Consider the following 23,461-nt stretch of genomic DNA (forward strand, 5'->3'; position numbering starts at 1 on the left):
CGGGCCGGTCCTCGTCGCAAGTTCACGAACTCGATGGAACCGATCGGCGCGACGGTCCCTCTTGTGGGTATGAGCACCCTCACCCGAGCCGCGGGCCGGCCCACGATCGGCAACCGTCCGCGCGTCAGCACCCCAACCTCCGACCGACGGGAGCGTCGCCTCGGCCTCGGCATGGCCGCGGTCCTGCTGGTCGATGCGGCCCTGCACCTGTACTGGGCGACCGGGGCTGTCTGGCCGGCACCGGACGAGTTCTCCCTCTCGGTCGCGGTGCTCGGCTTCGGTGTCGACTTCCGGCCCGGTCTGCTGATTCCGCTGGCCGTGCTGGTCAGCGTGGGCGCCGGCCTGGTGGCCGCCCGGGCTCTGCTCGGGCGCGGCCACCGGCTCGGGCTGTTGTGGCAGCTCGGCACCGCAGCGGTCACTGCCGGAGTGCTGACCCGAGGGCTGCTGGGTGTGCTCTGGGCTATCCCCGCCACCGGTCACCTGCCCGACGGCTTCTACTGGATCAACCTGCTCGCCTACACGCCGCTGTGCCTGGCGATGGCCATCGCCGGCTTCCGGCTGCTCCGCCCGGCCCGCGCTACCGGCTGGCGTCGCACAGTCGCCGTGCGGACGTGGGCCCTCGCGCTGCCCGTCGTACTGGTTGCCCTGCTGGTGTACGGCGCCTATGGGCTCACCCCGCGGGTCGTGGAGGACTACGCGCCGGTCCACGGTCTCGGCGGGCTCCAGTCGCAGTATGTCGACACCGAGCTGGCCCGCTTCCACTACGTCCAGCACGGCCAAGGGTCACCGGTCGTGCTGCTCTCCCCGGGCGCCGCCTGGATCTCCTCCTGGCTTCCGCAGATCCGCGCGCTGGCCGCCGACCACACGGTCTACGCGGTGGACCTGCCCGGGCAGGGGTTCACCGACCTGCACGATGAGGAGTTCCGCTTCGACCTGCCTGGAATGACCTCTGCTGTGCAGACCTTTCTGGACGCCGTCGGCCTCGAGCGGACGGCACTGGCCGGCAGCTCGTGGAGCGGGGGCTGGGCGCTGTCCTTCGCCCAGCAACACCCCGAGCGGGTCTCCCGTCTGATGCTGCTGGCACCCTCCGGGCTGGATCGGCCCGACCCGACCAGCTGGGAGATGCTGAAGCTGCCAGTCATCGGGCGCGCTCTGACGAGGCTCGGTGCGAGCAGCCGAGCGACCGCCGATTCCAGTCTGGAGAGCTTGTTCGTCCACGACGACCGGATCACGGACGAGCTGGCGGAGGGATTCTTCGCGGCGCAGACCCGCCCGGATAACGTGCGCTCGATGTATGAGCTGCAAGCCCGGCTCGACTGGAGCACGGTCGAGGCCGGACTTGCCACAACCGAGCAGCCGACCCTGGTCCTCTGGGGCGGCCAAGACTCCGTGCTGCCAGTCGATCGGGCGGCGGTGTTCGGGCAGTTGCTGCCGAACGCCACCGTGCGGGTGTTCGACGACTGCGGGCACGGCCTGCCGTTGGATTGCCCTGGTCGGATCTCCACCCAGATGGTGGAATTCTTGCCGTGACCCTCGACCTTCCGATCCAGCGCGGCGCGGATCTGGTCCGTGCCGTGCAGGGCGGTGACACGCTTGCTCTGGTCGAGCTGCTCGACCTGCTCGAGCCGTATGTCGGGCGGATCTGCGGCGCGATCGCGCTCGACGCGGGTGCGGATGCTGCGCAGGAGGCGTTGATGATCGTGCTGCGCCGACTGCCCACGCTGCGGGAGCCGGTGACGTTGTACGCCTGGGTCCGGACCATCGCCGTCCGGGAGGCGCTGCGGCACGCGGGGGGAACGGGCCGGGCGCTGGCCGTCGACCCGACCGGCCTCGACGCGGTGCCCAAGCCAGGAGATCCCGAGCTCGCCACCGATGTGCGGGACGTCCTTCACCGGCTCCGACCGGAGCACCGCGCCGTCCTCGTGCTCCGGGATCTGCACGGCATGGACGAAGCAACTGCAGCGGGCTACCTCGAGGTGCCGCCCGGGACCGTGAAATCGCGGCTGCACCGAGCGAGGGCAGCCTTCAGGAAAGCGTGGACCTCATGAACCCCCACTGGCCCAGCACGAGCCTCGATCCGGTGCAGCGTCTGCACACAGTCGCCGCCGGAGTCCCCGGGGCGGCGGTGACCGAACGTGTCGTCGCCGCCGAGTTCGACTCGGTGTGGTCCACCCTGACCGACTTCCCGGGCGGCTTCACCCAGGTCCAGCCGGACATGCGGCGGGTGCAGGTCCTGTCCCGGGACGGCGACCGGGTGCGGCTGCTCGCCAGCAGCCGCCGCGGAATGCGCGCACTGCTGGTCGGCATCGAGCGACCCGGCTGGTGCTGGCTGCAGAGCAGGTTCCTCATCATCGCGATGGCCGCCACACCGCACAGCTCTGGCGGCACTCGGGTAGCGCTGACCGGTGGTGTCCGGGTTCCCGGGCGGGCGAGGATCGTGCCGATCGGGGTACGCCACGAAGCGAGGCGCTCCCTCGACGCGCTCGCCCAGCTCCTGGACAACCCTTCGTCCTGACTACCAACACCACCGGTCCCGTCGACCTCACCTGCCCGCGGAGGAAGGCAGGTCTTGGGGCTCGGCGGGTGGTGGGTCAGGGCTCGCGGTGCCAGTCGCCGGACTTGCCGCCGGTCTTGGCGATCAGGCGTACCGACTCGATCGAGGTGGACTTGTCCAGCGCCTTGACCATGTCCACCACGTTCAGCGCGGCCACGCTGACCGCGGTCAGCGCCTCCATCTCCACCCCGGTGCGGTCGGCGGTGCGCGCGGTCGCGGTCAGCTCCACCCCGTCGTCGGTGACCTCGGCGTCCAGCACCACGCCGTGCACACCGATCACATGCGCCAGCGGCAGCAGCTCCGGAGTGCGCTTCGCGCCGGCGATCCCCGCCACCCGGGCCACAGCGAGCACATCCCCCTTGGGTACCGAACCGTCGCGCAGCGCCGCCACCACGTGCGGGGCGCAGCGCACCAGGCCGGTGGCAGTGGCCGAGCGCACCGTCGGGGTCTTCTCGGTGACGTCGACCATCCGGGCCTGACCGGCCTCGTCCAGGTGGGTGAACTTGCTCATCAGCCGGGGGTCCTCTCGGTCCGCAGAATCTGTACCGTCTCGCCGGCAGCCACCTGGTCAACCTCGGCCGGCACCCGGGCGAGTGCCTGCGCACCGGCGAGGCTGGCCACCAGGTGTGAGCCGGATCCCCGCGGTGTCACCGGGCGCACTGCGGGCAGCCCGCCCCGGTCGTTGGCCGGGTCCACCACGACCGGGATGTACTGCTCCCGTCCGGAAGGCGAGCGCCACCCGACGGCGACCGTCGCCTCCTCAAGGTGGGCTCCGCCGTCGTCCTGGCCAGCCATCCGGGCCAGCGCCGGGCGGACGAACACTTCGAAGGAGACGTGCACGCTCACCGGGTTCCCCGGCAGCGCCACCACCACCGGCCCCTTGGGCAGGCGGCCCAGCCCTTGCGGCTTACCGGGCTGCATCGCCACCGGACCGAACCACATCGTCGCCAGCGGCGCGAGCACCTCCTTGACCACGTCATAGGCGCCCACGCTGACCCCACCGGAGCAGATGATCAGGTCTACCTCGCCGGACACCTGGCGCAACGTGGCAGCGAAGGCGTCGGCGTCGTCGGGCACCGCGCCGAGCCGGGTCGCCGCACCACCGGCCTCGCGCACCGCCTGAGCGAGCAGATGGGAGTTGGAGTCCGGGATCTGACCCCAGGCACATGGTTCCCCGGCCGGCACGAGCTCCGAGCCGGTGGAGATCACGGCCACCCGGGGTCGCGGGTGCACCAGCAGCTCGCCGTGCCCGCAGGCCGCGGCGGCTGCGAGCTGAGGGGCGTGCAGCACCGTGCCCGCGCGCAGCACCAGATCCCCGGCTGCCACATCTTCACCCCGGCGGCGCAGGTGTGCCGCGGGTGCGGGCTCCGCGGTGATCCGCACCTGCTCGGTGCCGGCATCGGTGTCCTCCACCGGCACGATGGCGTCCGGTCCGTCCGGCATCGGTGCGCCGGTCATGATCCGGGCGACGCTTCCGGGCCCGATCGCCGGGGCCTCGGTGGCGCCGGCGGGCAGGTCGGCCACCACGGGCAGGGTTACCGGGCGGGCCGGGCTCGCCCCGCTCAGGTCTGCGGCATGGACGGCGTACCCGTCCATCGCGGAGTTGTCGAACAGGGGGATCGGGGTGCGGCTGGTGACGTCGGCGGCGAGCACGCACCCGCCGGCCTCGGCCAGCCCCAGCGTGCGCGCCGGCAGCGGCCTGGTGAGCGCAGCGAGCGCTGCCTGGTGCTCGGCGACACTGCGCCGGTCGGCGCTCACAGCTGCTGCCAGGCGGTCATGCCCCCGGTGAGCACGGTGGTGGCGAAGCCCGCGGTAGTCAGGTCCCGGGCGGCCCGTTCCGCGCGCGGCCCGGTCGCGCAGTACACGACCACCGGCACCTGGTGGTCCAGTCCGGCCCGGCCGGACTGGGTGAGCGCCTGGGCGAGCGGCACCAGCCGGGCGCCCGGGATGGAGCGCTGGGTGTACTCCGCCGGTTCGCGCACGTCCATCAGGATGAAGTCGTCCCGGCCGTAGCGCCGGTCCTGCAGGCGCTCCTCCAGCTCGGCGGCGCTGATCCGCTCGAACGGTTCGTCCGCCGGCGGCGGCGGCGGCAGACTGCCGTTCGGTGCCGGCAGCGGCGCCGGCGAGCCCGAGGGCGGCGGCAGCGGACCCTCTCCAGGCGAGGCCCCGCCGTCGGCAGCGGTACTCGCCGCTGTACCGGAGGGCGAGGTGGGCGCCGAGACCGACCCGGGTGGCGCCGTCGTGCGTGGCCGCAACGGGATCTCGCGCCCGCTGGCGGCGAGGGTGTCCAGCACCAGCACCCGGCCGAACAGTGGATCCCCGATCCCGGCGATCAGCTTGATCGCCTCGTTCGCCATGATCGCGCCGACCTGCCCACACATCGCGCCGAGCACGCCGCCCTCGGCGCAGGAGGGGACCGACCCCTCCGGTGGCTGGTGCGGGAACAGGTCGCGCAGCGTGCGCGGCTGCTCACCGGCCGGCGGTCGGGACCAGAACACCGAGATCTGGGCGTCGGTGCGGAAGATCGATGCCCACACCAGTGGGATGCCGAGCTCGGCGCAGGCGTCGTTGACCAGGTAGCGGGTGGCGAAGTTGTCGGTGCCGTCCAGCACCAGGTCGTAGCCGGTGAGTAGCTCGGTGGCGGTCTCGGTGTCCAGGCGGACGTGGTGCCGGTGGACGGTCAGGTCCGGGCTGAGCGCGAGCAGGTGCTCGGCGCCGGAGTCCACTTTCGGGCGGCCGATGTCGTCGACGGTGTGGATCACCTGCCGGTGCAGGTTCGAGCGCTCCACCACGTCGTCGTCGAAGAGCCCGAGGGTGGCTACGCCCGCGCCGGCCAGGTACAGCAGGGCCGGCGAGCCGAGACCGCCGACACCGATCACCGCCACCTTCGCCGCGCGCAGCCGCCGCTGCCCGATCTCGCCGAGCTGGGGCAGGAACAGGTGCCGGGCGAACCGCTCCGTCTCGACGCGGTTCAGCGGCGGTCCGGGTTCGACCAGCGGAGGGAGAGCCATGGTCCCACGGTAGCCCGCGCGGGCACCGACTGGGGTGCGGGGCGGCTCCGGCTCAGCGCGCCGACCGGGGCCTCAGGCGGCGCTGGCTCAGCGAGGCGGCATCCGCAGCCCGCCGTCCAGGCGAATCACGTCGCCGTTCAGGTACGGGTTGGTCACGATGTGCTCGACCAGCGCGGCGTACTCCTCCGGGCGGCCAAGCCGGGGCGGGTGCGGGACCAGTGCCTCCAGCCCGGACTGCACCTCCTCGCCCAGGCCCGCCATCATCGGGGTGCCGAAGATGCCCGGTGCGATTCCGGCGACCCGGATGCCGTACTGCGCCAGGTCGCGCGCCGCGGTCAGCGTGAGCGAGGCGACGCCGCCCTTGGACGAGGCGTAGGCGGCCTGGCCGACCTGTCCTTCGAACGCCGCCACCGAGGCGGTCAGCACCACCACACCGCGGTCGGCGTCCTCCTTGGCGGCTTCGTTGCCGGCCATCGCCTCGGCGGCCAGCCGGAGCAGGTTGAACGTGCCGACCAGGTTGATCTCCACCACCCGCCGGTAGTCCTCCAGCGGGAGCAGGCCGCGCTTGCCGAGGATCCGGCCCGGGGTGGCCACCCCCGCGCAGGAGACTGCCACGCGCAGCTCGCCCAGGTCTCGGGCCAGCTCGACGGCGGAGCCCACCGCCTCGTCGTCGCGAACGTCGCCCGGGGCGAACCGGGCACGCTCGCCGAGCTCGGCGGCCAGGTCCGCACCGGGGGAGGAAGGCAGGTCGAGGAGCACGACGGCGCCACCCGCCGCGATCACGCGTCTCGCCGTGGCTTCGCCCAGGCCGGAGGCGCCGCCGGAGATCAGGGCCACAGTGCCGGAGGTGATCTGCATCTCACCACGCTAACGCGGGTCCGCCGGCTATGTGCTGTCTCGGGTTCGCTACCTCGGCGGCACGACCAACTGAGTACCTCCTGGACATCGGAGTACCGAAACTTTGGTACTCCGATGTCCAGGAGGTACTCAGACGAGTGTCTGCGCAGGGGATGGTAGTCGGTCGGATGGGTGCAGTCGGTGGGGCGCGTGTGCGCCACCATATGCGGATCGAACGTGCAGACGCGCCTGTATGATGGCGATCATGTCGCAGTATCGGATCAGTGAAGCGGCTGAGCTCCTCGGTGTCAGCCCGGACACGGTGCGCCGCCAGGTGGACGCCGGCTCCCTGCCCGGTGCGCGTGATGAGGCCGGCCGGTTGGTGGTCCCCGGCGAGGCGCTCGCCCGCTGGGCCCAGGAGCGGGCCGAGTCCCCGCACGTGGGCAGCGGCAGCAGTGCCCGGAACCGGTTTACCGGGCTGGTCACTGCGATCACCGCCGATGCGGTGATGGCTCAGGTGGACCTGCAGTGCGGGCCTTACCGCGTGGTGTCGCTGATGTCCGCCGAGGCGGTCCGCGACCTCGGCCTGGAGGTCGGGGACCGCGCGAGCGCCGTGGTGAAGGCCACCACCGTGATCGTGGATGCCCGATGAGCACCCGCCGTTCCCCCGCGCGCCGCCGCTACGCAAACAACCGGTCCGGCTCCGCCGCATCGCCCGCGCGTCGCGCCGCCGCATCGCCCGCGCGCCGCGCCGCCGCCACCTGGCTCGCCGCTGCCGCGATCCTCGCGCTGACTGCCGCCTGCAGCTCCGGCGACTCCGGTGATGCGGGAACTTCCGGCGATCCGGAGCCCTCGGACACGGCAGGCGAAGGTGGGGGAGACCAGACCCTGACCGTGTTCGCCGCCGCCTCGTTGACCGAGCCGATGGAGGACCTGCTGGAGATGTTCGCCGAGGACCACCCGGACGTGAGGATCGAGCCCGCTGTCTACGACGGGTCCTCCACCCTGGTCACCCAGCTCACCGAGGGCGCCCAGGCCGACGTGCTCGCCACGGCCAACACCTCCACGATGGAGGACCTGGTCGCCGCCTTCCCCGATCAGAATCTGGAACCGACCCTGTTCGCCACGAACACCCTGGTGATCGCCGTACCCGAAGGAAACCCGCTGGGGATCACGTCCCTGGCGGACCTGGACGAGGCGACCTTCGTGACCTGCGCCCCGGAAGTGCCCTGCGGTGCGGCCGCCACCGAGCTGTTCGACCTCGCCGGGTTCGGGGGAGAGCCGGTCAGCCTGGAGCAGAACGTCACCGCTGCGGCGGAGCGGGTGGTCTCCGGGGAGGTGGATGCGGCGCTGGTCTACGCCACCGACGTCACCTCCCGGGAGAACGAGCTGGAGGCTGTGGTCCCGGGCGAGGCCGCCGAGGTGGTCAACGAGTATCCGATCGTGGCGCTGCAGGACTCCGTGCTCGGCCAGGAGCTCGTGGATCTGGTGATGTCCGAGGACGGGATGCACGTGCTGGTCGGGTACGGCTTCGGAGTGCCGGAGGCGCAGTGACCACCGGGGTGCGCACCTCCGAACGGTCGACGGCGGGACTCGCCCGGCCCTCCCGGCGCGCCCAGGTGCGCGGCCGGCTTCCCGCGTGGGTGATCGCCGTCGCCGTGCTCGCGGTCGCCACCCTGGTGCTGCCGCTGGCGGCACTGTTCCCCCGGGTGGAGTGGTCGACCTTCCCGGCTGCCATCACCTCGCCGGAGGCAGTGTTCGCCCTCGGGCTCTCGCTGCGCACCGGAGCAGTCGCGGTGATCTGCTGCCTGGTCCTCGGGATACCGCTGGCGCTGCTGCTCTCCCGGGCCCCGGAAGGCCTGGCCGCGGTACTGCGCACCCTGGTCACCCTGCCGCTGGTGCTGCCACCGCTGGTGGGCGGGATGGCGCTGCTGTACCTGTTCGGCCGGAACGGTTGGCTCGGGCAGGCGCTGCAGGTGTTCGGGATCAGCGTGCCGTTCACCTCGGCCGCTGTGGTGCTCGCGCAGACCTTCGTGGCGATGCCGTTCCTGGTGCTCTCCCTCGAAGGTTCGTTGCGCACGGCCGGAAGCCGGTACGAGCAGGTGGCCGCTACCCTCGGCGCCGGTAGCTGGACGGTCCTGCGCCGGGTCACCCTCCCGCTGGTGCTGCCGGGGCTGACCGCCGGGACCGTGCTCGCCTTCGCCCGCGCGGTCGGCGAGTTCGGTGCTACCGCGATGGTCGCTGGGAACCGGCCCGGGGCGACGCAGACGGTGCCGATGGCGATCTACACCGCGTTCAACGGCGCCGGGGTGGGCCGGGACGCCGCGCTCGCGCTCGCAGTGCTGCTGGTGGTGGTGGCGTTGGTGATCCTGATCGGCCTGCGGGACTGGCGCCGGCGGGTGGCCTGGTGACGGGGTCGACGCAGTGAGCGCGCCGGACGCCATGGCGCGGGATGCGGCCACGACCGCACCTGCCGACCTGCACGCCCAGGTAGCCCTGCGGCAGGGCGACTTCCACCTCGACGTCGCCGTCGACGTCCCGGCCGGCCTGGTGCTCGCCGTGGTCGGCCCGAACGGCTCCGGTAAGTCGACGCTGCTGCACGTGATCGCCGGGCTGCTCCGCCCGGAACGAGGCACAGTCACCCTCGGCGAACGCAGCCTCACCGACGCCAGCGCCGGCACCCTCCTGCCGCCGCGGGACCGCCGGGTCGGGCTACTCTCCCAGGATCCGGCTCTGTTCCCGCACCTGAGCGCACTGGAGAACGTGGCCTTCGGACCGCGCAGCACCGGGCAGCGGCCCAGGCCGGCGCGGGAGCGCGCTCAGCACTGGCTGGAGCAGGTAGGGATGAGCGCGCACGCCCGGCACCGGCCCGGGCGCCTCTCTGGTGGCCAGCAGCAACGGGTAGCGATCGCCCGCGCGCTCGCCGCTGAGCCGGATGTGCTGCTGCTGGACGAACCGCTGGCGGCGCTGGATGTGCAGACCGCCCCGCAGGTCCGCCAGCTCCTCGCCGAGCAGGTCCGCGCCAGCGGTACCACCACGGTGATCGTCTCCCACGACGTGCTCGACGCCGTGGTGCTCGCCGACCGGATCGCCGTGCTGCACGAGGGCCGGGTAGCCGAGCAGGGGCCGGTCGCCGACGTGCTCGGCGCCCCGCGGACCCCGTTCGCAGCCACCCTCGCCGGGGTGAACCTGCTGCCCGGTGAGCTCCTGGCCGACCGCCGGGTCCGCACCTCGCTGGGCGAGTGGCAGCTCGCCGATCCCGGCGCAGACGGCTCTCCTGCCAGGATGGGCCGCGGCCAGGCGTGTGTCCTACGGATCCGGCCGTCCGCCGTCGAGATCCACGCGGAGCGCCCGGGCGAGCCGAACGTGGCGCGCACCACGGTGCGCTGGGTGGAACCGGCCGACGGCGGTGTGCGGCTTCGGCTGTCCGGCTCACCCGAGCTGGTCGCGGACGTTCCGGCCGCCCGGGTGGACCCGGCCTGGCTACGTGCCGGTGCGCAGGTGTGGTTGCGGGTGGACCCGCGGGATATCCGCGCCGGTGCTGCCGCCGATCAGGACGACGGATCGTCCGCAGCCCCGGGCTGACCCTGCGTGCTCGGCTGATCCTGCCCGCCAGGCTGCCCCTGCCCGCCGGCCTGCCCGCCAGGCTGACCCTGCGGCAGGTACACCACGATCGTCGTGCCGCCTCCGGGAGTGGGGTGATGCTCCACAGCACCGCCGTGCGCGGCGAGGATCGTCGCGACGATCGCCAGACCCAGGCCGGCGCCGCCGGAGGTGCGGGCGCGGGAAGTATCCGGCCGGTAGAACCGCTCGAAGATCCGGGCCGCCTCCTCCTCGGGGACGCCAGGGCCGTGGTCGCGTACCTCGATCCGGGCCCACCCACCCTGAGCGGCAACGGCGACCTCCACTGCGGTACCCGCCGGAGTGTGCTGCACGATGTTCCCGATCAGGTTGGTCACCACCTGCCGGATCCGGTCCCCGTCGGCGGTGACCCACACCTCTTCCGGGGCGAGCAGCTCGGTGGGACGGTCGGAGTCCAGGGCGCGCAGGTCCCCGACCGCGTCGGCGGCGACCGCCCGCAGGTCTACCGGCGCGAGCCGTAGCCCCTGACCCTCGTCCAGGCGGGCGAGCGCGAGCAGGTCGTTGACCAGAGTGCCCATCCGGATCGCCTCGGACTCGATCCGGGAGAACGTGGCCGGCAGCTGCTCGTCCGGTACCGCACCCATCCGGTACAGCTCGCCGTAGCCGCGGATCGAGGCCAGTGGGGTGCGCAGCTCGTGCGAGGCGTCGGCGACGAACCGGCGCATGCGCGCCTCGGAGGCCGCCTGGGCGGCGAACGCGGTCTCCAGGTTCGCCACCATCGCATTGAACGACGATCCCAGCCGGCCCACCTCGGTGGAGTCCGGTGCCACCGGAGCGCGCCGGGTCAGGTCGCCGTAGGTGACCACCTCGGCGGCCGTGTCCTCGATCGCGCGCAGCCCGCGCAGCGACCGGTGCACCGCCGCGTACCCGGTGACCCCGGCCAGCAGCACCATCCCCAGTCCCACCAGCATGATGAACAGCTGCATCTGCGCGAGCGTGCTGTTCACGGCATCCAGCGGAAGGGCGATCGCCACCGAGACCGGGGTGCCGAACTCGTCCACCCCACGCACCATCACCATCCGCCACTCGGTAGCGCCCTCCACCGAGCCGACAGTGCGCACGTCTCCGGCCACCTGCAGCATCTCGTCGTAGGTGATCGGTGGAATATCCGGCACCGCATCGGTGCCGGTAGTGGCGGGTGCGTCCAAGTAGGCCGATCCGTCCGCGGACATCACCCGCATGTAGAAGGTGGTCGGCTGATCGTTGGTCGGCGCATTGGCCGGCCAGGACCCGCGCGCCTCGAGCAGCTGCACCGCGTTGTCCAGGTTGTCGTCCACCTGGTTGATCAGGGACCGCTTCAGCAGGGTCAGGGTGACCACGGCCGTCACCGCCAGCGCGAGCACCAGCAGCGCGGACAGGATGAGCACCAGCCGGACGCGCAGCGGCATCCGGTCCATCGCGCGCTCCTTGGCCGCCGGGCTACTGCTGTTCACGAAGGACGTATCCCACCCCGCGCTTGGTGTGGATCAGCGGCGGCGAGTCCGGGGTGAATGGGGTGTCCACCTTGCGGCGCAGATAGGAGATGTAGGACTCCACGATCGCGCCGTCGCCGCCCCAGTTGTAGGCCCACACATGGTCCAGGATCTGCGCTTTGGAGAGCACTCGACCGGAGTTCAGCATCAGGTAGCGCAGCAGGGTGAACTCGGTGGGGGACAGTTCGATCTCGGCGCCCCCGCGGCGCACCTCGTGCGCGTCCTCGTCCATCTCCAGGTCACCGACCCGCAGCAGCGAGTCCTCGGTCATCGCCGCGGTGGCGGCCGCCCGGCGCAGGATCGCCCGAATCCGTGCGATCACCTCGTCCAGGCTGAACGGTTTGGTGACGTAGTCGTCCCCGCCCACGGTCAGACCGGCGATCTTGTCCGCCGTCTCGTCCTTGGCGGTGAGGAACAGCACCGGGACACGTACGCCCTTGTCCCGCAGCCGGCGGGTCACGGTGAAACCGTCCATATCCGGCATCATCACGTCCAGCACGATCAGGTCCGGGGTACTCGCCGCTACCTGGCGCAGTGCCTCGTTGCCGTCGGCCGCCACGGTCACGTCGAAGCCGGCGAACCGCAGCGAGGCGGACAGCAGCTCGCGGATGTTCGGTTCGTCGTCGACGACCAGCAGGTGCGCCTCCGGCGCCTTCTGGGCAGCCTCAGATGAGTTCATCGCTCCAGTGTGCGCGCACTGGCTGAAAGTTTCCTGGGAGCGGGCTGGGCGTATCCCGTCCTGTCGTCGGGGTGTGGTTCGCGCGCTTGGGTTCGCCCCATGCTCCGCTCAGGGGTGGGTGTCGACCTCTAGGGATGGCTCCGCCAGCACCGGCTCGCCCTCATCGGTCCAGGTCAGCGGGGTGAGCCACAGCTGCCGGCCGGGCACCGGCTCGTCGACGGCATCGGGTGGCCACGCGTGGTGGACGTACCAGGTGCCGGTCTCGGTCTCGACGACCATGCCGTGGCCGGGGCCGACGGCTACGTCGTTCGAGGCCAGCAAAGGTTCGTCGGCAGGTTTGGTGTAGGGGCCCAGGACGTCCTCGGCGACCGCGTACCCCACGCCGTACTCGGGTGAGCCGTAGCCGTTCGCCGAGTAGAACAGGTAGTACTTCCCGTCCTTGAGCCACAGGGACGGCCCCTCCACAAGGACGCCCTCCCAGTCCTGGTCGTTGGAGATCAGTCGGGTCGGGCCCTCACCCACCAGGGACATCCCGTCCGGGGACAGCTCCTGGGCGTAGACCCACGTGGTAGAGCCGATCAGGTTGCCGTCGTTCTTCCAGAGCAGGTACGGGGTGCCGTCGGCATCGATGAACGGAGATGCGTCGATCGATCCGCCCTGGTCCTCCTGGCAGATGAACGGCTCCTCCGCCTCGTCGATGAAGGGGCCCTCGGGGGACTCGGCGGCGGCGATGCCGAGGCACTGGAGCCCGGACTCGCCGTCCATCGCGGTGTAGTAGGCGAGGTAGCGGTCGCCGATCTTCGCCACTTCGGGAGCCCAGTTCCGGCCGACGCTGGCCCAAGGGGCGAGCTCAGGCATACCGTTTCCGACCGTCGTCCACGAGATGAGGTCATCCGAGCGGAGGATTGGCATCGCGCCCGCGGTCGCTTGGGTGGAGTAGGCGTACCACTGCCCGTCCGCCTCCAGCACGAACGGGTCCGGGAAGTCCTGGTCGTACACGGGATTGGTGTAGGACGTCGCGTCCTCGGCGTCCGGGGTGGTCTGGTCCGGACCGCAGCCGGCCAGCAGGAGCGCCGGGCCGAGCACGAGGGCGACCGCGGTGAGGGGGAAGCGTCTCATCTGTCCTTCCGTGGACCTCGGCTCGAAGCGTGCGCTCCTCACTTTCTCCCGATGCCCCGCCCCATCGGTCGACGTGCTCATCTGAGCGGTGAGGAACCCCGCCGTCCTCCTCCTTCCCCCGTTGGAACGCCCTGAGCGCATTCGAACCTGTCTACGGGGTGGTTCGAGTGCGCCGAGGGTGTTCCGACGCGGTTGTGGGCGGGTTAGTGCTGTTCGTAGGCGGCGGGTTGTTGTTGGGCGTCGCGGATGCGGGTGGTGTCGAGCTTCTGGGTGCGGTCGAAGTGGTAGATGCCGTTTTGTTCTTGGAAGGTGTCGGTGAGTTGGGTGTAGCAGTAGCCGAACATGTGGGGGTTGTTGAGTAGTACTGCGGTGAGGCCGGTGAAGCGTTGGTGGAACTCTTCTTCGGTGGCTACGCGTTGGCCGTAGCCCCAGGAGGCGTCGCGTTGTTCGCCGCTGGCGTGGGCGGCGGCGAGTTCGGCGTTCCACCAGATGCCGCCGTATTCGGAGACGAAGAAGGGTTGGCCGGCGTAGGGCAGGGAGAATTCGCCGTCGGCGGGTTTGTTGCGCTGCGGGTGGCCGTGGGCGAGGCCGGCTTGTTCGGCGGCGAAGGCCGTGGGGTCTTGTTCGTAGGAGTGGGAGTCATAGACGTCGGTTTCGGCGACGCGGTGGGAGTAGCCGGAGGCGTCGATGACTGGTCGGGTGGTGTCGGCGGCTTTGGTGGCGAGGAACATGCCGCGGGTGATGTCGTCCAGGACGGTGATGCGGTCGTGGATGACTTGGTGGGTCTCGTTCAGGGGGCACCAGCCGATGATCGCGGGTTGGTTGTAGTCGCGTTCGAGGACTTCCAGCCATTGGGTGGTGAAGGAGGCGGTGGGTTGCTGGTTGTGTCCGCGGGTTCCTTGTCCGCTCACGCCCCAGTCGCCGAACTCGCCCCAGAGGAGGTAGCCCAGGCGGGCGGCGTGGTAGAGGTAGCGTTCCTCGGCGACTTTCTGGTGGATTCGGGCGCCGTTGAACCCGGCCGCGATGCCGAGTTCGATGTCGCGGACCAGCGCCTCATCGCTCGGGGCCGTCATCAAGGATTCGGGCCAGTAGCCCTGGTCCAGGACCAGGCGCTGGAACACCGGTTTGCCGTTCAGTAGTAGGTGTTGGCCGTCGATGCTCACCGAACGCAGCCCGGCATAGCTCTCGACGGCGTCCATCACCTGGTCTGTCTCGTCCAGCAGTTCGATGCGGAGGTCGTACAGGTGTGGGTCGGTCGGGGACCACAGGCGCACGCTCTCGACCGGAATGGTGAGCTGTAGGGCGGGGGCCAGGTCTAGATCCGCCCGGACCTGCGCCGTCGTGAGCTCGATCCCGTTCGCGCTCAGGGTGGCGCGCAGGCGGTACCCGGCCCGGTTGGCGCTGACCGGTGCCTGGATGCGGAAACACTCGCCGCCGACATCGGGGGTGATCCGCGGGCGCTTGAGGTGCACGGGTGGGACCGGTTCGGCCCAGACGGTCTGCCAGATTCCGGTGGTGCGGGTGTACTGGCAGTGCGTGTTCGAATACCAGGTCGCCTGCTTCCCGCGGGCCTGGACCTCTTCACGCAGGTCCCGGGCCCGCACGGTGATGGTGCCGCGGCCATCGGTGAGGGCGTCGGTGATGTCGGCGGTGAACGGGGAGAACCCGCCGCGGTGGCGGGTCACTTCGGTGCCGTCCACCCACACCGTGGTGTCATGATCGACCGCGCCGAAGTGCAGCAGCACCCGCTGCCCCGCCCAGTGCTCGGGCACCGAGATCTCCCGCCGGTACCAGACCGCCTGCAGGAAGTCGGTCTCCCCGATCCCGGAAGCCTGCGACTCCGGAGCGAACGGCACCAGGATGCTCCGAGTCAACGGCGCCTCGACCAGGCCCCGCTCCAGACCCGAATCACCCTGATCGACCTCGAAGTCCCACCAACCATTCAAGTTCAACCACTCCGAACGCACCATCTGCGGACGCGGATACTCCGGGCGTGGACAAGATTCGGGCATAGCTCACTCTCTTTGTGGATCAAGGGGTGCCTCCGGTGCCGGCTCGCGCCGGCACCGGAGGCGCTGTGGTTGCGGAACTGATGGCTGCTCAGTCATCCACCGTGTGGAAGGAGACCGACTCGAACTCCGCCACGGTGGCGGGCTCGCTGCCCCCGCCGGCGTAGAGACCGACCTGAGGATCGGCGTCGGCCGGCAGGGTCCAGGTCGCTCCCCAACGCCAGTTCTCACCGTCGGTGGAGCTGGCGCTGCGGTAGAGCAGATCGCCGGTGTCCGGATCGACCGTGTGGTGCAGTCGCAGCCACATGGTGGTCGCGGTCGGGCCGCCCAGGTGAGCGCCCCAGTCCAACCGGTCGCCGGTGCTCAGCTCCTTACCGAACTCCACCTGGCGGGTCGCCTGGAGTGCCACTGTGCCCAGCCGGAGGAAGTCGTCGTCATCGCTGTGCACGATCAGACCGGCCTGCTGGAAGTTGCGGATCTCGTCCTCACCGACGTCCAGGGTCAGCTCGGTGTCCATGATCCACTCGCCCTCCGGTGCGTCCCGCAGCAGCAGGGCACCGGTGTTGTTCGAGCCGACGATGTCCGCACCGGCGAGCGGCCAGTTCAGCGCGCCGTCGCTGACGGTGACATCCTCCTGCGGGCGCACCCACTGCCATCCGGGCGCCAGATCGCCGTCGAACTCTTCGGTGAATAGCGCTTCGCCGGCCTGCGGTGTCGGCACGGCTTCGGCGACCGGCTCGTGGGCCGGGGCCACGCTCAGGTTGTCCACCTGAACGGCGCTGCCGGTAGCGGTCATCGCCAGGTGTTGCCGCGGCATCGCGCCGGTGACCTCCAGCTGCACCTGCGCCAGCGGGTCACCCAGGCGACTCTCGGTCAGTCGTGCGGACACGCTGCCCTCGCGGATCTCGACGATCAGACCGGTGAATGCCTCCGGGTCGAACGTGGCCGGCAGGTCCGTGACGGCACTGTCGCCGTGCCGAGGGCTGTCCACCCATGCGCGCAGCTCGCCGGCGTCGGTGTCGATCTCCACGCCGAGGTTGTGCGGTCCTGCCCTGCTCAGGTCCACGGTGAAGGTTCCCTCCCCGCTGGGGAAGCGGACATCGGACTCGATCCGCGCCTCGCGCGGGATCGGCCGCTGGGTCTCCACCCGGGCCGGGTCCTCATCAGGTGCCAGTAGGCCCACGTTTCCGGCCTCGTTCAGCTCCTCGGGTTCGGAGTCCCAGCTGCCGGAGACCGTGCGCAGCGACTCGCTCGCCGCCGGATCGGCCATCACGATGCCCTGGTCGGAGCCAGTGGTGGGCCCGGTCAGGGAGCCTTCGGTGGGGCCAGCCCCGGCCGCGACCACCGGCCACTCGTCGATCCAGTCGAGGCGGTCGATGAAGGTGGGCCGCTCGTTGACGCCGCCGGGGGCATCGAGCCAGGCGTCATCGCGTTCGATCCCGTGGTAGAGGATCCAGTCCTGGCCGGTGGTGTCGGAGAAGAACGCGTGGTGGCCCACGCCGATGATGGAGTTACCGTTCTGCGCCAGCACCTGGGTGCCGCCCACCCGGGAGTCGGCCATCGAGACGCCTTCGTGGTCCACGAACGGTCCAGTCGGGGAGGTGGAGCGCCCGGCGTAGACGCTGTACCCGGTCACCGGCCCCGCGCAGCAGTTGGCCGACGAGGCGGTGAGGTAGTAGTAGCCGTCCCGCTTGACCACGTAGGCGCCCTCGTACCGGTCGGCCACGGTGATCTGGACCGGGTCGCCGACCGCCCGCAGGCCCGTCTCGTCCATCTCGGTCACCGAGATGCCGCCGTTGTATCCGCCGTAGTAGAGGTACCGGCTGCCGTCATCATCGGTGAGCAGCGCGGGGTCGATCGTGTTGAAGTAGCCCCCGTTGCCGTCCGGCCGGGGATCCACGACGGCTTCGTCGGTGGGCGTCCACGGTCCGTGCGGGGTGGGGGAGGTGGCCGCGCCGATGGCGTAGTTCCACTCGCCGGGATCGGCCACAGTGTCGGTCACGGTGAAGTACATGACGTACTCGCCGCCGACGTAGCGGATGTCCGGCGCCCAGAACATCGAGGAATCCGTGGCCCACTCCGGGCGGTTGTCCTCGTCGAAGATCTCGCCCAGGTACTCCCACTCGGTGAAGTCCTGGGTGCGGGCCACGTGCATCAGGCCGAACTTGCTGGGTGCCTCGGTGAGCGGGTCGCTGGTGGCGTACAGGTACCAGTAGCCGTCCTTGCCGCGGATCACCGCCGGGTCGGCGTAGGTGTCGGAGAAGACGTCGGAGATCGGATTGGTCACCTCCACCGGTTCGGCTGGCCAGGTATCTGCCTGCGCGGCGCTGGCCGGCTGGGTGAGGGCCGGCTGAGCTCCGGCATCGCTGCCGGTTGCTGCACCGGAGTCGGCCGACGCGGGCACCGTCGCCCCCAAGGTCAGGGCGCCGATACCGGCGAGGGCCGCGCCCAGGACATGTCTGCTACGCATCATTCTCCATTCAGGTCGCACTCGGAATCAGGTGGTGGTGCTCTGGCGGACGTCGATCGTGAACGGCACCTCGACCTGCTCGGCCGGGGCACCGGGTTCCTCGGCCCGGCGCACCAGCAGCCGGACCGCTTCGGTGGCAAGGAACTGCACATCGGGTGCCACCGTGGTCAGGGTGGGGTGGGCGAAGCGGCCGTCCTCGATGTTGTCGAAGCCGGCGACGGCGATCGTGTCCGGGATCGCCACCCCCGCCTCGCGTAGGGTGCGCATCGCGCCGAGAGCGAGGAGGTCGTTGAAGCAGAGCACGGCATCGATCGGCTCCGGGCTCTGCAGCAGGTGGGCCATCGCGCCGGCGCCATCCTCGCGCCGGAAGGCGCCGACCTCCGCGGCGTGCCCAGGGGCGGGCTCCAGCCCGGCCGACTGCAGGGCGCGCAGGTAGCCGAGCCAGCGCTGCCGGCCGGTGCCGTCGGGCTCGTAGCCGATGGTCGCGATCCGCCGGCGCCCGGTCTGGAGCAGGTGCTGGGTCATCTCCTCGGCAGCCCGGACGCTGTCCATCGCCACATGATCGGCGTCGATCGGGTACCGGTGCTCACCGATCATCAGCAACGGGGTGCTGCCGAGGCGGTCCTCGAGCACCTCCCGGGGGGTGGCCAGCGGGGAGAAGATGATGCCGTCCACCAGGCTGGTGCTCAGCCCGTCCAGCGCCTCCTGCTCCCGGTCCAGGTCTCCGCCGGTCTCCTCGATCACCACGGTGCGCCCATACGCCTTCGCCGCCCGGCTCACCTCCGAGGCGAGGGTGGAGAAGTACGGCGAGGCGAGCTCGGGCACGGCGAGAGCGAGGAACCCGGAGCGCCCGTGCCGCAGGCTGCGGGCGCTCTGGTTCGGCCGATACTGCAGGGCCGCGATCGACGCGAGCACCTTGGTGCGGGTCTTCTCCGTGACGTGCGGGTGGTGGTTGATCACGTTGGAGACCGTCTTGAAGGACACGCCGGCGTGCTCGGCCACGTCTCGAAGCGTCACTCGCATTATTGCCACCACCTTCCTCCTCGCGCTTGCCGCCTGGTCTCGGACCCGGAAGGCGTCAGGGCTGGGTCTCCACGTCGTGGGCGGGCTCGGCCAGTACCGGTGTTCCGTCCTCGGTCCAGGTCAGCGGAGTCAGCCACATCTGCCGGCCTGGCACGGCGGACCCGACCGCGTCCGGTGGCCAGGAGTGATGCACGTACCAGGTGCCGCCCTCGGTCTCGACGACCATGCCGTGCCCCGGCCCCGCCGCGACGTCGTTGGAGGACATCAGTGGTTCTTCCGCCGGCTTGGTGTACGGGCCGAGAAGGTCCTCGGCGACGGCGTAACTCACCCCGTAGGCGTCCGAGCCGTAGTCGTTCGCGGAGTAGAACAGGTAGTAGCGCCCGTCGCGCGGCCAGAGGAACGGGCCCTCCACGAGGTCGCCCTCCCAGTCCTGGTCGTGGGTGATCAGCGACGTCGGTTCGTCCCCGACGAGGCTGAGGCCGTCCTCGGCGAGCTCTTGGATGTAGATCCAGCTCCGGGTGCCGATGTGATTGCCGTCGTTCTTCCACATCAGGTACGGCGTACCGTCGGCGTCGATGAACGGTGAGGCATCGATCGAGCCGCCCTCGTCGAACTGGCAGATGAACGGCTCCTCCGACTCGTCCACGAACGGACCCTCGGGGGAGTCGGAGACCGCCACCCCCAGGCACTGCTGCTGAGTCTCGCGCTCCATCGCGGTGTAGTAGGCGAGGTAGCGGTCGCCGATCTTCGCCACCTCCGGCGCCCAGTGCCGCCCGGCAGCGGTCCACGGGGCGAGAGTGGGCATCCCGTTGCCGACCACGGACCAGGTGACCAGGTCCTCCGATCGCAGGATCGGAAAGGTGCCGAAGGTGCCCTGGGTGGCGTAGGCGTACCAGTGGTCGTCGGCGCGCAGCACGAACGGGTCGGGAAAGTTGCTGTCGTAGACGGGGTTGGTGAAAGCCACGTCAGACTCCTCTGCATCGGTGGGCTCGGTCGAGTCGGCCGGGGTGTTGCCGCCCTCTGCGGGCGGATCGCTCGGGCCGCAGGCGGCCAGCAGCAGAGCACTGCCCAGTACGACGGCGGTCGTGGCAGCGGAGAGGGGACGTCTCATCTGTCCTTCCCGCTGGTCGGGCGGTGCGGGGTCATCCCTTGAGTCCGCTCCGGGCGACGCCCTCGATGATGTACCGCTGCGTGAAGATGAACAGGATCAGTACCGGGACGCTGGCCACGAACGCACCGGCCATGATCACCGGATAGTCGGTCACATAGGCACCCTGCAACAGCTTCAGACCCGCCGGGAGCGTGAGCCGCTCCGGACTGAACAGTACATAGACCGGCCAGATGTAGTCGTTCCAGTTCGCGAGGAAGGACAGCACCGCCAGTGTGGCCAGCGCGGGCTTCGCGTTCGGCAGGATCACCCGGGTGAAGATCTGCCAGTGGTTGGCGCCGTCGAGCGCTGCCGCCTCCTCCAGCTCGGTGGGGATCGCGACGAAGAACTGCCGGAGGAAGAAGACGCCGAAGGCGCCTGCAGCTCCGGGCACGATCAGTGCCCAGATCGTGTTCAACCAGCCCAGCTGATCGATGATCAGGTAGTTCGGCATGATGAACACGAACCCGGGAACGAACAGCGTGGACACGATCAGGGCGAAGATCAGTCCACGGCCCCGGAACTGCAACCGGGCCAGCGCGTAGGCAGCCATCGAGGCGACCACGAGCACGAGCAGCATGTGCCCGAGAGCAGCCACCAGGGAGTTCAGCACCCAGCGCAGGACGGGGTACTGGCCGTCCAGGCTGAGCAACGTGTCGTAGGCGGAGGTGTCGAAGGTCGAGGGCAGGATGGTCGGCGGGATCGAGGTCGCCTCGCCGTAGGTCTTCAGCGAGGTGGTGCCCATCCACAGGATCGGCCCGAAGAACGTGACGAACAGTGCCGCCAGCATCAGCCAGAACATCGAGCTGCGCAGCAGCATGCCTGCACTCATCCGGGGGCGGGTGCTCCGCGCGGTCGGTCGGGAGACGGTCGTGGTCATAGCGCGCTGCCCTTCGCTGCGGCCTTCCTGCGGCGCCGGCGAGGCCGATCCCTGTCCCGCAGGGCGAGGAAGTTGATGATCGAGATGATGCCGAGCACCACGGAGAGCAGGTAACCCATCGCGGCAGCCGAGCCCATCCGGTAGGCGCCGAGACCCTCGTCGAGGATCACCATCAGCACCGTGCGGGTGCTGTCACCGGGCCCGCCGGCGGTGACCAGGTCGGACTGGCCGAACATGTTCGCCGAGGCGAGCACGGTGAGCGTGACGATGAAGACCATCACCGGTCGCAGCCCCGGCATGGTGACGTAGCGGAACTGCTGCCCGCGGGAGGCGCCGTCCACCTTGGCTGCGTCGTAGAGCTCGGCGGGGATGTCCTGCAGCCCGGCGATGTAGATGATCGTGTTGAAGCCGAGGGTCCACCACACGGTCAGCCCCACCAGGGAGATCCACGCCCAGGGCTGGGCGGTGATCCACGGGATCGGGGCGTCGACGCCGAACAGTCCGAACACGTGGATCAGTCCGGAACTCTCGATCAGGAAGTTCAGGATGCCGATGTTCGGGTCCAGGATGAAGCGGAACAGCACGCCGACCACTGCCACTCCCAGCACGTACGGCATGAAGATCACCGCGCGCATGAAGGTGCGCCCCGGGAACTTCCGGTTCAGCAACAGTGCCATCAGCAGGGGCAGCACGATCAGCAAGGGCACCGAAGCCACCACGAACGTCCCGGTGGCGAGCATCCCTTCCCAGAACCGGCTGAACGCCGAGGCGGCCGAGTTGAACAGGTCGAGGTAGTTGTCCAGGCCGACGAACGGCTTGTTCGGCATCAGGTAGTCCCAGTCGTGCAGGGACATCCACACGCCGAGGATGGCGGGGAAGGCCACGAACGTGCCGAAGATCGCCAGGAACGGTGCGAGGAACGCGTACGGGGTCCACCACGCGTGTCGGCGGACCTTGCGGCCCGCCCGCGGCTGCGGCTGTTCGGCAGCCGGCCGTGGGCGGGCGGACGTGACGGACTGCTGGGTCATCAGGAGCCGTACCGCTCGCGGTTCTCTTCAAGGATCGTGTTCGCCCGGCTCGCTGCCTCCTGCAGGGCTGGAGCCGGGTCGTTGGTCAGCAGGACCGCCTCGTTGAGTGCGGTGTTCAACTCGGCCATCGCGTCCGCGATACCCGGGATCGCGGGTGGGAACCGCAGCGCCTCGGCCTGCTCAGCGATCGCCGCCTGAGGCTCCATCGCCGCGAACTCCTCCGACTCGCGCACCGAGTTCCGGGCTGGGACCTGACCGCCTGCCGCCCAGGCGATCGACTGCTGGGAGACCCAGTTGATGAACACACGGGAGGCTTCGAGCTGGTCGTCGGTGGTGCCCCGCTGCTCGGTCATCACGAAGTTGTGCGAGCCTGCCCAGGCGGCATCCTCCCCGCCGATGTTGGGCAGGCGTGCCACACCCCAGTCCAGGTCCTCGATCTCGTTCAGGGTGTTGATGGACCAGATGCCGTTCCAGTTGAATGCGGTCTGCCCGTTCTGCAGGGCGATCATGTCCGCGTCCTGGCCGACGTCCCGCACGCTCCAGCCCTTCTGGATGGCGTCGACCATCCAGGTCAGGGCCTCCACCCCAGGGTCCTCGGCCCACATGGCGGTGGCACCGTCCGCATCGAACAGTTCGCCGCCGAACTGCCAGATCAGCGACTGCAGGGTGTGCCCGCCGGTGAACAGGTGCGGGCTCATCCAGTGCCCGGCGATGTCGTTCTCCAGCAGCGTGTCCAGCGCGGCCTCGTAGGACTCCCGGTCCATCGGCGGGTTCTCCGGGTCCAGCCCGGCATCGGCCATCACGGTCTTGTTGTAGAAGAAGCCGGTGGGGTGTACATCGAGGGGGATTCCGAACCGCGAGCCGTCGTAGAGGCCGGCTTCCCACACCGGGGCGAGGAAGTCGCTCTCGGTGATCTCCAGCGCCTCCGAGACGTCGTCGAGCGGGCGGAGCAGCCCGCGTGCGGCGGAGGTGGCGAGCGAGTCGAGGTGGTGGATCGCCACCTGCGGGCCGTCCCCGGAGGTCAGCGCGGCCGGCAGGCGGGAGTGGAAGTCCGCCCACTCCATCACGGTGGTCTTTACGGTGATGTTCTCGTGCTCGTTGTTGAACTGATCCACCAGTTCCTGCATCACCGGACCGTCACCACCGGTGAAACCGTTCCAGAAGTTCAGCTCGACAGCGGCACCGTCGTAGGACTCACCACCGCCACCAGTGGCGCCGTTGCCACCACCACCGCCGCCACCGCCGCCGGAGCAGGCAGCCAGCGCGGCGCCACCACCGGCGGCGGAGAGTGCGGTGAGGAACCCGCGGCGGGTCAGTGCGGGGTATCGGCTCTGAGATGTCGGATGCACACGAACTCCCTTGTCATGTCTGACGGTCGACGCGAACGGCTGTCGCTGGGACGAGCCGCCGTCCGTTGCTGCTTTACAACGGATAACCACGGCTAGGTTAACCGAAGTTTTCCTCCGTTGTAAAGAGCGCGCAGCAACTGGCCACAGCGACCGATGGGTCGGCTGAGCGTGCGCGGCAACGCGCGTCCTCTAGTGACCGGCGAGTCGGTGGGGAGTACGCAGCAACGCACGTCCTGGAGCG

The 23,461-nt window shown here is 70.1% G+C and carries 21 protein-coding genes; 7 read left to right on the forward strand and 14 right to left on the reverse strand.

Annotated features, from left to right (window positions below):
- Window positions 1-69 precede the first annotated feature (69 nt).
- From FU260_RS04805 to FU260_RS04815, 3 genes are read left to right on the forward strand one after another with little or no spacing between them, the layout of a single operon-like run.
- On the forward strand, window positions 70-1,530 hold the full coding sequence (locus FU260_RS04805) for an alpha/beta fold hydrolase (protein WP_168211652.1): 1,461 nt from the start codon (window positions 70-72) through the stop codon (window positions 1,528-1,530).
- On the forward strand, window positions 1,527-2,048 hold the full coding sequence (locus tag FU260_RS04810) for an RNA polymerase sigma factor (protein ID WP_147916026.1): 522 nt from the start codon (window positions 1,527-1,529) through the stop codon (window positions 2,046-2,048). Before FU260_RS04805 ends, FU260_RS04810 begins: the two co-directional genes overlap by 4 nt.
- Complete coding sequence (locus FU260_RS04815) at window positions 2,045-2,515, forward strand: SRPBCC family protein (RefSeq protein ID WP_147916027.1); 471 nt, start codon at window positions 2,045-2,047, stop codon at window positions 2,513-2,515. Before FU260_RS04810 ends, FU260_RS04815 begins: the two co-directional genes overlap by 4 nt.
- 76 nt (window positions 2,516-2,591) lie before the next feature.
- On the opposite strand, the gene moaC is transcribed toward FU260_RS04815, so the two are convergent.
- The 4 genes from moaC to FU260_RS04835 form a co-directional block, all read right to left on the reverse strand.
- The gene (gene moaC / locus FU260_RS04820; RefSeq protein WP_147916028.1) at window positions 2,592-3,065 is read right to left on the reverse strand and encodes a cyclic pyranopterin monophosphate synthase MoaC; all 474 of its coding nucleotides are present in this window, start codon (window positions 3,063-3,065) and stop codon (window positions 2,592-2,594) included.
- Entirely contained in the window at window positions 3,065-4,312 is a 1,248-nt protein-coding gene (locus tag FU260_RS04825) for a molybdopterin molybdotransferase MoeA (protein ID WP_147916029.1), read from the reverse strand. Before FU260_RS04825 ends, moaC begins: the two co-directional genes overlap by 1 nt.
- Complete coding sequence (locus FU260_RS04830) at window positions 4,309-5,565, reverse strand: ThiF family adenylyltransferase (protein ID WP_147916030.1); 1,257 nt, start codon at window positions 5,563-5,565, stop codon at window positions 4,309-4,311. Before FU260_RS04830 ends, FU260_RS04825 begins: the two co-directional genes overlap by 4 nt.
- An 87-nt stretch (window positions 5,566-5,652) precedes the next feature.
- Complete coding sequence (locus FU260_RS04835) at window positions 5,653-6,423, reverse strand: SDR family NAD(P)-dependent oxidoreductase (RefSeq protein WP_147916031.1); 771 nt, start codon at window positions 6,421-6,423, stop codon at window positions 5,653-5,655.
- Between the two features lie 244 nt (window positions 6,424-6,667).
- Between FU260_RS04835 and FU260_RS04840 the strand changes: the two genes are divergently transcribed.
- From FU260_RS04840 to FU260_RS04855, 4 genes are read left to right on the forward strand one after another with little or no spacing between them, the layout of a single operon-like run.
- Complete coding sequence (locus FU260_RS04840) at window positions 6,668-7,054, forward strand: TOBE domain-containing protein (RefSeq protein WP_147916032.1); 387 nt, start codon at window positions 6,668-6,670, stop codon at window positions 7,052-7,054.
- Complete coding sequence (modA, locus tag FU260_RS04845; RefSeq protein ID WP_147916033.1) at window positions 7,051-7,956, forward strand: molybdate ABC transporter substrate-binding protein; 906 nt, start codon at window positions 7,051-7,053, stop codon at window positions 7,954-7,956. Before FU260_RS04840 ends, modA begins: the two co-directional genes overlap by 4 nt.
- Window positions 7,953-8,813 carry an ABC transporter permease gene (locus FU260_RS04850; RefSeq protein ID WP_413038354.1) on the forward strand — a complete coding sequence of 287 codons (861 nt, stop codon included), beginning with the start codon at window positions 7,953-7,955 and terminating at the stop codon, window positions 8,811-8,813. The genes modA and FU260_RS04850 overlap by 4 nt, the downstream gene beginning before the upstream one ends.
- A 13-nt stretch (window positions 8,814-8,826) precedes the next feature.
- Window positions 8,827-9,987, forward strand: coding sequence for an ABC transporter ATP-binding protein (locus FU260_RS04855; protein ID WP_222847997.1), 1,161 nt, complete (start codon window positions 8,827-8,829; stop codon window positions 9,985-9,987).
- Here the strand turns inward: FU260_RS04855 and FU260_RS04860 are convergent.
- The 10 genes from FU260_RS04860 to FU260_RS04905 all read right to left on the reverse strand — a co-directional run bounded on the left by FU260_RS04860 (window position 9,954) and on the right by FU260_RS04905 (window position 23,220).
- Complete coding sequence (locus FU260_RS04860) at window positions 9,954-11,477, reverse strand: sensor histidine kinase (RefSeq protein ID WP_235912425.1); 1,524 nt, start codon at window positions 11,475-11,477, stop codon at window positions 9,954-9,956. The two genes, FU260_RS04855 and FU260_RS04860, sit on opposite strands and share 34 nt — an antisense overlap.
- The gene (locus tag FU260_RS04865) at window positions 11,464-12,195 is read right to left on the reverse strand and encodes a response regulator transcription factor (protein ID WP_147916034.1); all 732 of its coding nucleotides are present in this window, start codon (window positions 12,193-12,195) and stop codon (window positions 11,464-11,466) included. The genes FU260_RS04860 and FU260_RS04865 overlap by 14 nt, the downstream gene beginning before the upstream one ends.
- 108 nt (window positions 12,196-12,303) lie before the next feature.
- Entirely contained in the window at window positions 12,304-13,314 is a 1,011-nt protein-coding gene (locus FU260_RS04870) for a glycoside hydrolase family 43 protein (protein ID WP_147916035.1), read from the reverse strand.
- A gap of 203 nt (window positions 13,315-13,517) precedes the next feature.
- A complete protein-coding gene (locus FU260_RS04875; RefSeq protein ID WP_147916036.1) occupies window positions 13,518-15,326 on the reverse strand; it encodes a glycoside hydrolase family 2 protein in 1,809 nt (602 codons plus the stop codon).
- Between the two features lie 88 nt (window positions 15,327-15,414).
- Window positions 15,415-17,793 (reverse strand): glycoside hydrolase family 43 protein, encoded by a 2,379-nt coding sequence (locus FU260_RS04880; protein ID WP_168211653.1) that lies wholly within the window; start codon window positions 17,791-17,793, stop codon window positions 15,415-15,417.
- A 27-nt stretch (window positions 17,794-17,820) separates the two neighbouring features.
- Entirely contained in the window at window positions 17,821-18,816 is a 996-nt protein-coding gene (locus FU260_RS04885; protein ID WP_147916038.1) for a LacI family DNA-binding transcriptional regulator, read from the reverse strand.
- Window positions 18,817-18,871: 55 nt separating this feature from the next.
- Entirely contained in the window at window positions 18,872-19,927 is a 1,056-nt protein-coding gene (locus FU260_RS04890; RefSeq protein ID WP_147916039.1) for a glycoside hydrolase family 43 protein, read from the reverse strand.
- 31 nt (window positions 19,928-19,958) lie between these two features.
- A complete protein-coding gene (locus FU260_RS04895; protein ID WP_147916040.1) occupies window positions 19,959-20,843 on the reverse strand; it encodes a carbohydrate ABC transporter permease in 885 nt (294 codons plus the stop codon).
- On the reverse strand, window positions 20,840-21,871 hold the full coding sequence (locus FU260_RS04900) for a carbohydrate ABC transporter permease (RefSeq protein ID WP_147916041.1): 1,032 nt from the start codon (window positions 21,869-21,871) through the stop codon (window positions 20,840-20,842). The genes FU260_RS04895 and FU260_RS04900 overlap by 4 nt, the downstream gene beginning before the upstream one ends.
- The gene (locus FU260_RS04905; protein ID WP_168211654.1) at window positions 21,871-23,220 is read right to left on the reverse strand and encodes an ABC transporter substrate-binding protein; all 1,350 of its coding nucleotides are present in this window, start codon (window positions 23,218-23,220) and stop codon (window positions 21,871-21,873) included. Before FU260_RS04905 ends, FU260_RS04900 begins: the two co-directional genes overlap by 1 nt.
- Window positions 23,221-23,461: the final 241 nt, after the last annotated feature.

Source organism: Ruania zhangjianzhongii (assembly GCF_008000995.1).
Taxonomy (GTDB): domain Bacteria; phylum Actinomycetota; class Actinomycetes; order Actinomycetales; family Beutenbergiaceae; genus Ruania; species Ruania zhangjianzhongii.

Bases quoted from the DNA above. Each gene is read 5' to 3' on its own strand.
- FU260_RS04805 (WP_168211652.1), top strand. From the start codon at position 70: ATGAGCACCCTCACCCGAGCCGCGGGCCGGCCCACGATCGGCAACCGT.
- FU260_RS04815 (WP_147916027.1), top strand. From the start codon at position 2,045: ATGAACCCCCACTGGCCCAGCACGAGCCTCGATCCGGTGCAGCGTCTG.
- moaC (WP_147916028.1), bottom strand. From the start codon at position 3,065: ATGAGCAAGTTCACCCACCTGGACGAGGCCGGTCAGGCCCGGATGGTC.
- FU260_RS04830 (WP_147916030.1), bottom strand. From the start codon at position 5,565: ATGGCTCTCCCTCCGCTGGTCGAACCCGGACCGCCGCTGAACCGCGTC.
- FU260_RS04835 (WP_147916031.1), bottom strand. From the start codon at position 6,423: ATGCAGATCACCTCCGGCACTGTGGCCCTGATCTCCGGCGGCGCCTCC.
- FU260_RS04840 (WP_147916032.1), top strand. From the start codon at position 6,668: ATGTCGCAGTATCGGATCAGTGAAGCGGCTGAGCTCCTCGGTGTCAGC.
- modA (WP_147916033.1), top strand. From the start codon at position 7,051: ATGAGCACCCGCCGTTCCCCCGCGCGCCGCCGCTACGCAAACAACCGG.
- FU260_RS04865 (WP_147916034.1), bottom strand. From the start codon at position 12,195: ATGAACTCATCTGAGGCTGCCCAGAAGGCGCCGGAGGCGCACCTGCTG.
- FU260_RS04870 (WP_147916035.1), bottom strand. From the start codon at position 13,314: ATGAGACGCTTCCCCCTCACCGCGGTCGCCCTCGTGCTCGGCCCGGCG.
- FU260_RS04875 (WP_147916036.1), bottom strand. From the start codon at position 15,326: ATGCCCGAATCTTGTCCACGCCCGGAGTATCCGCGTCCGCAGATGGTG.
- FU260_RS04880 (WP_168211653.1), bottom strand. From the start codon at position 17,793: ATGCGTAGCAGACATGTCCTGGGCGCGGCCCTCGCCGGTATCGGCGCC.
- FU260_RS04885 (WP_147916038.1), bottom strand. From the start codon at position 18,816: ATGCGAGTGACGCTTCGAGACGTGGCCGAGCACGCCGGCGTGTCCTTC.
- FU260_RS04890 (WP_147916039.1), bottom strand. From the start codon at position 19,927: ATGAGACGTCCCCTCTCCGCTGCCACGACCGCCGTCGTACTGGGCAGT.
- FU260_RS04895 (WP_147916040.1), bottom strand. From the start codon at position 20,843: ATGACCACGACCGTCTCCCGACCGACCGCGCGGAGCACCCGCCCCCGG.
- FU260_RS04900 (WP_147916041.1), bottom strand. From the start codon at position 21,871: ATGACCCAGCAGTCCGTCACGTCCGCCCGCCCACGGCCGGCTGCCGAA.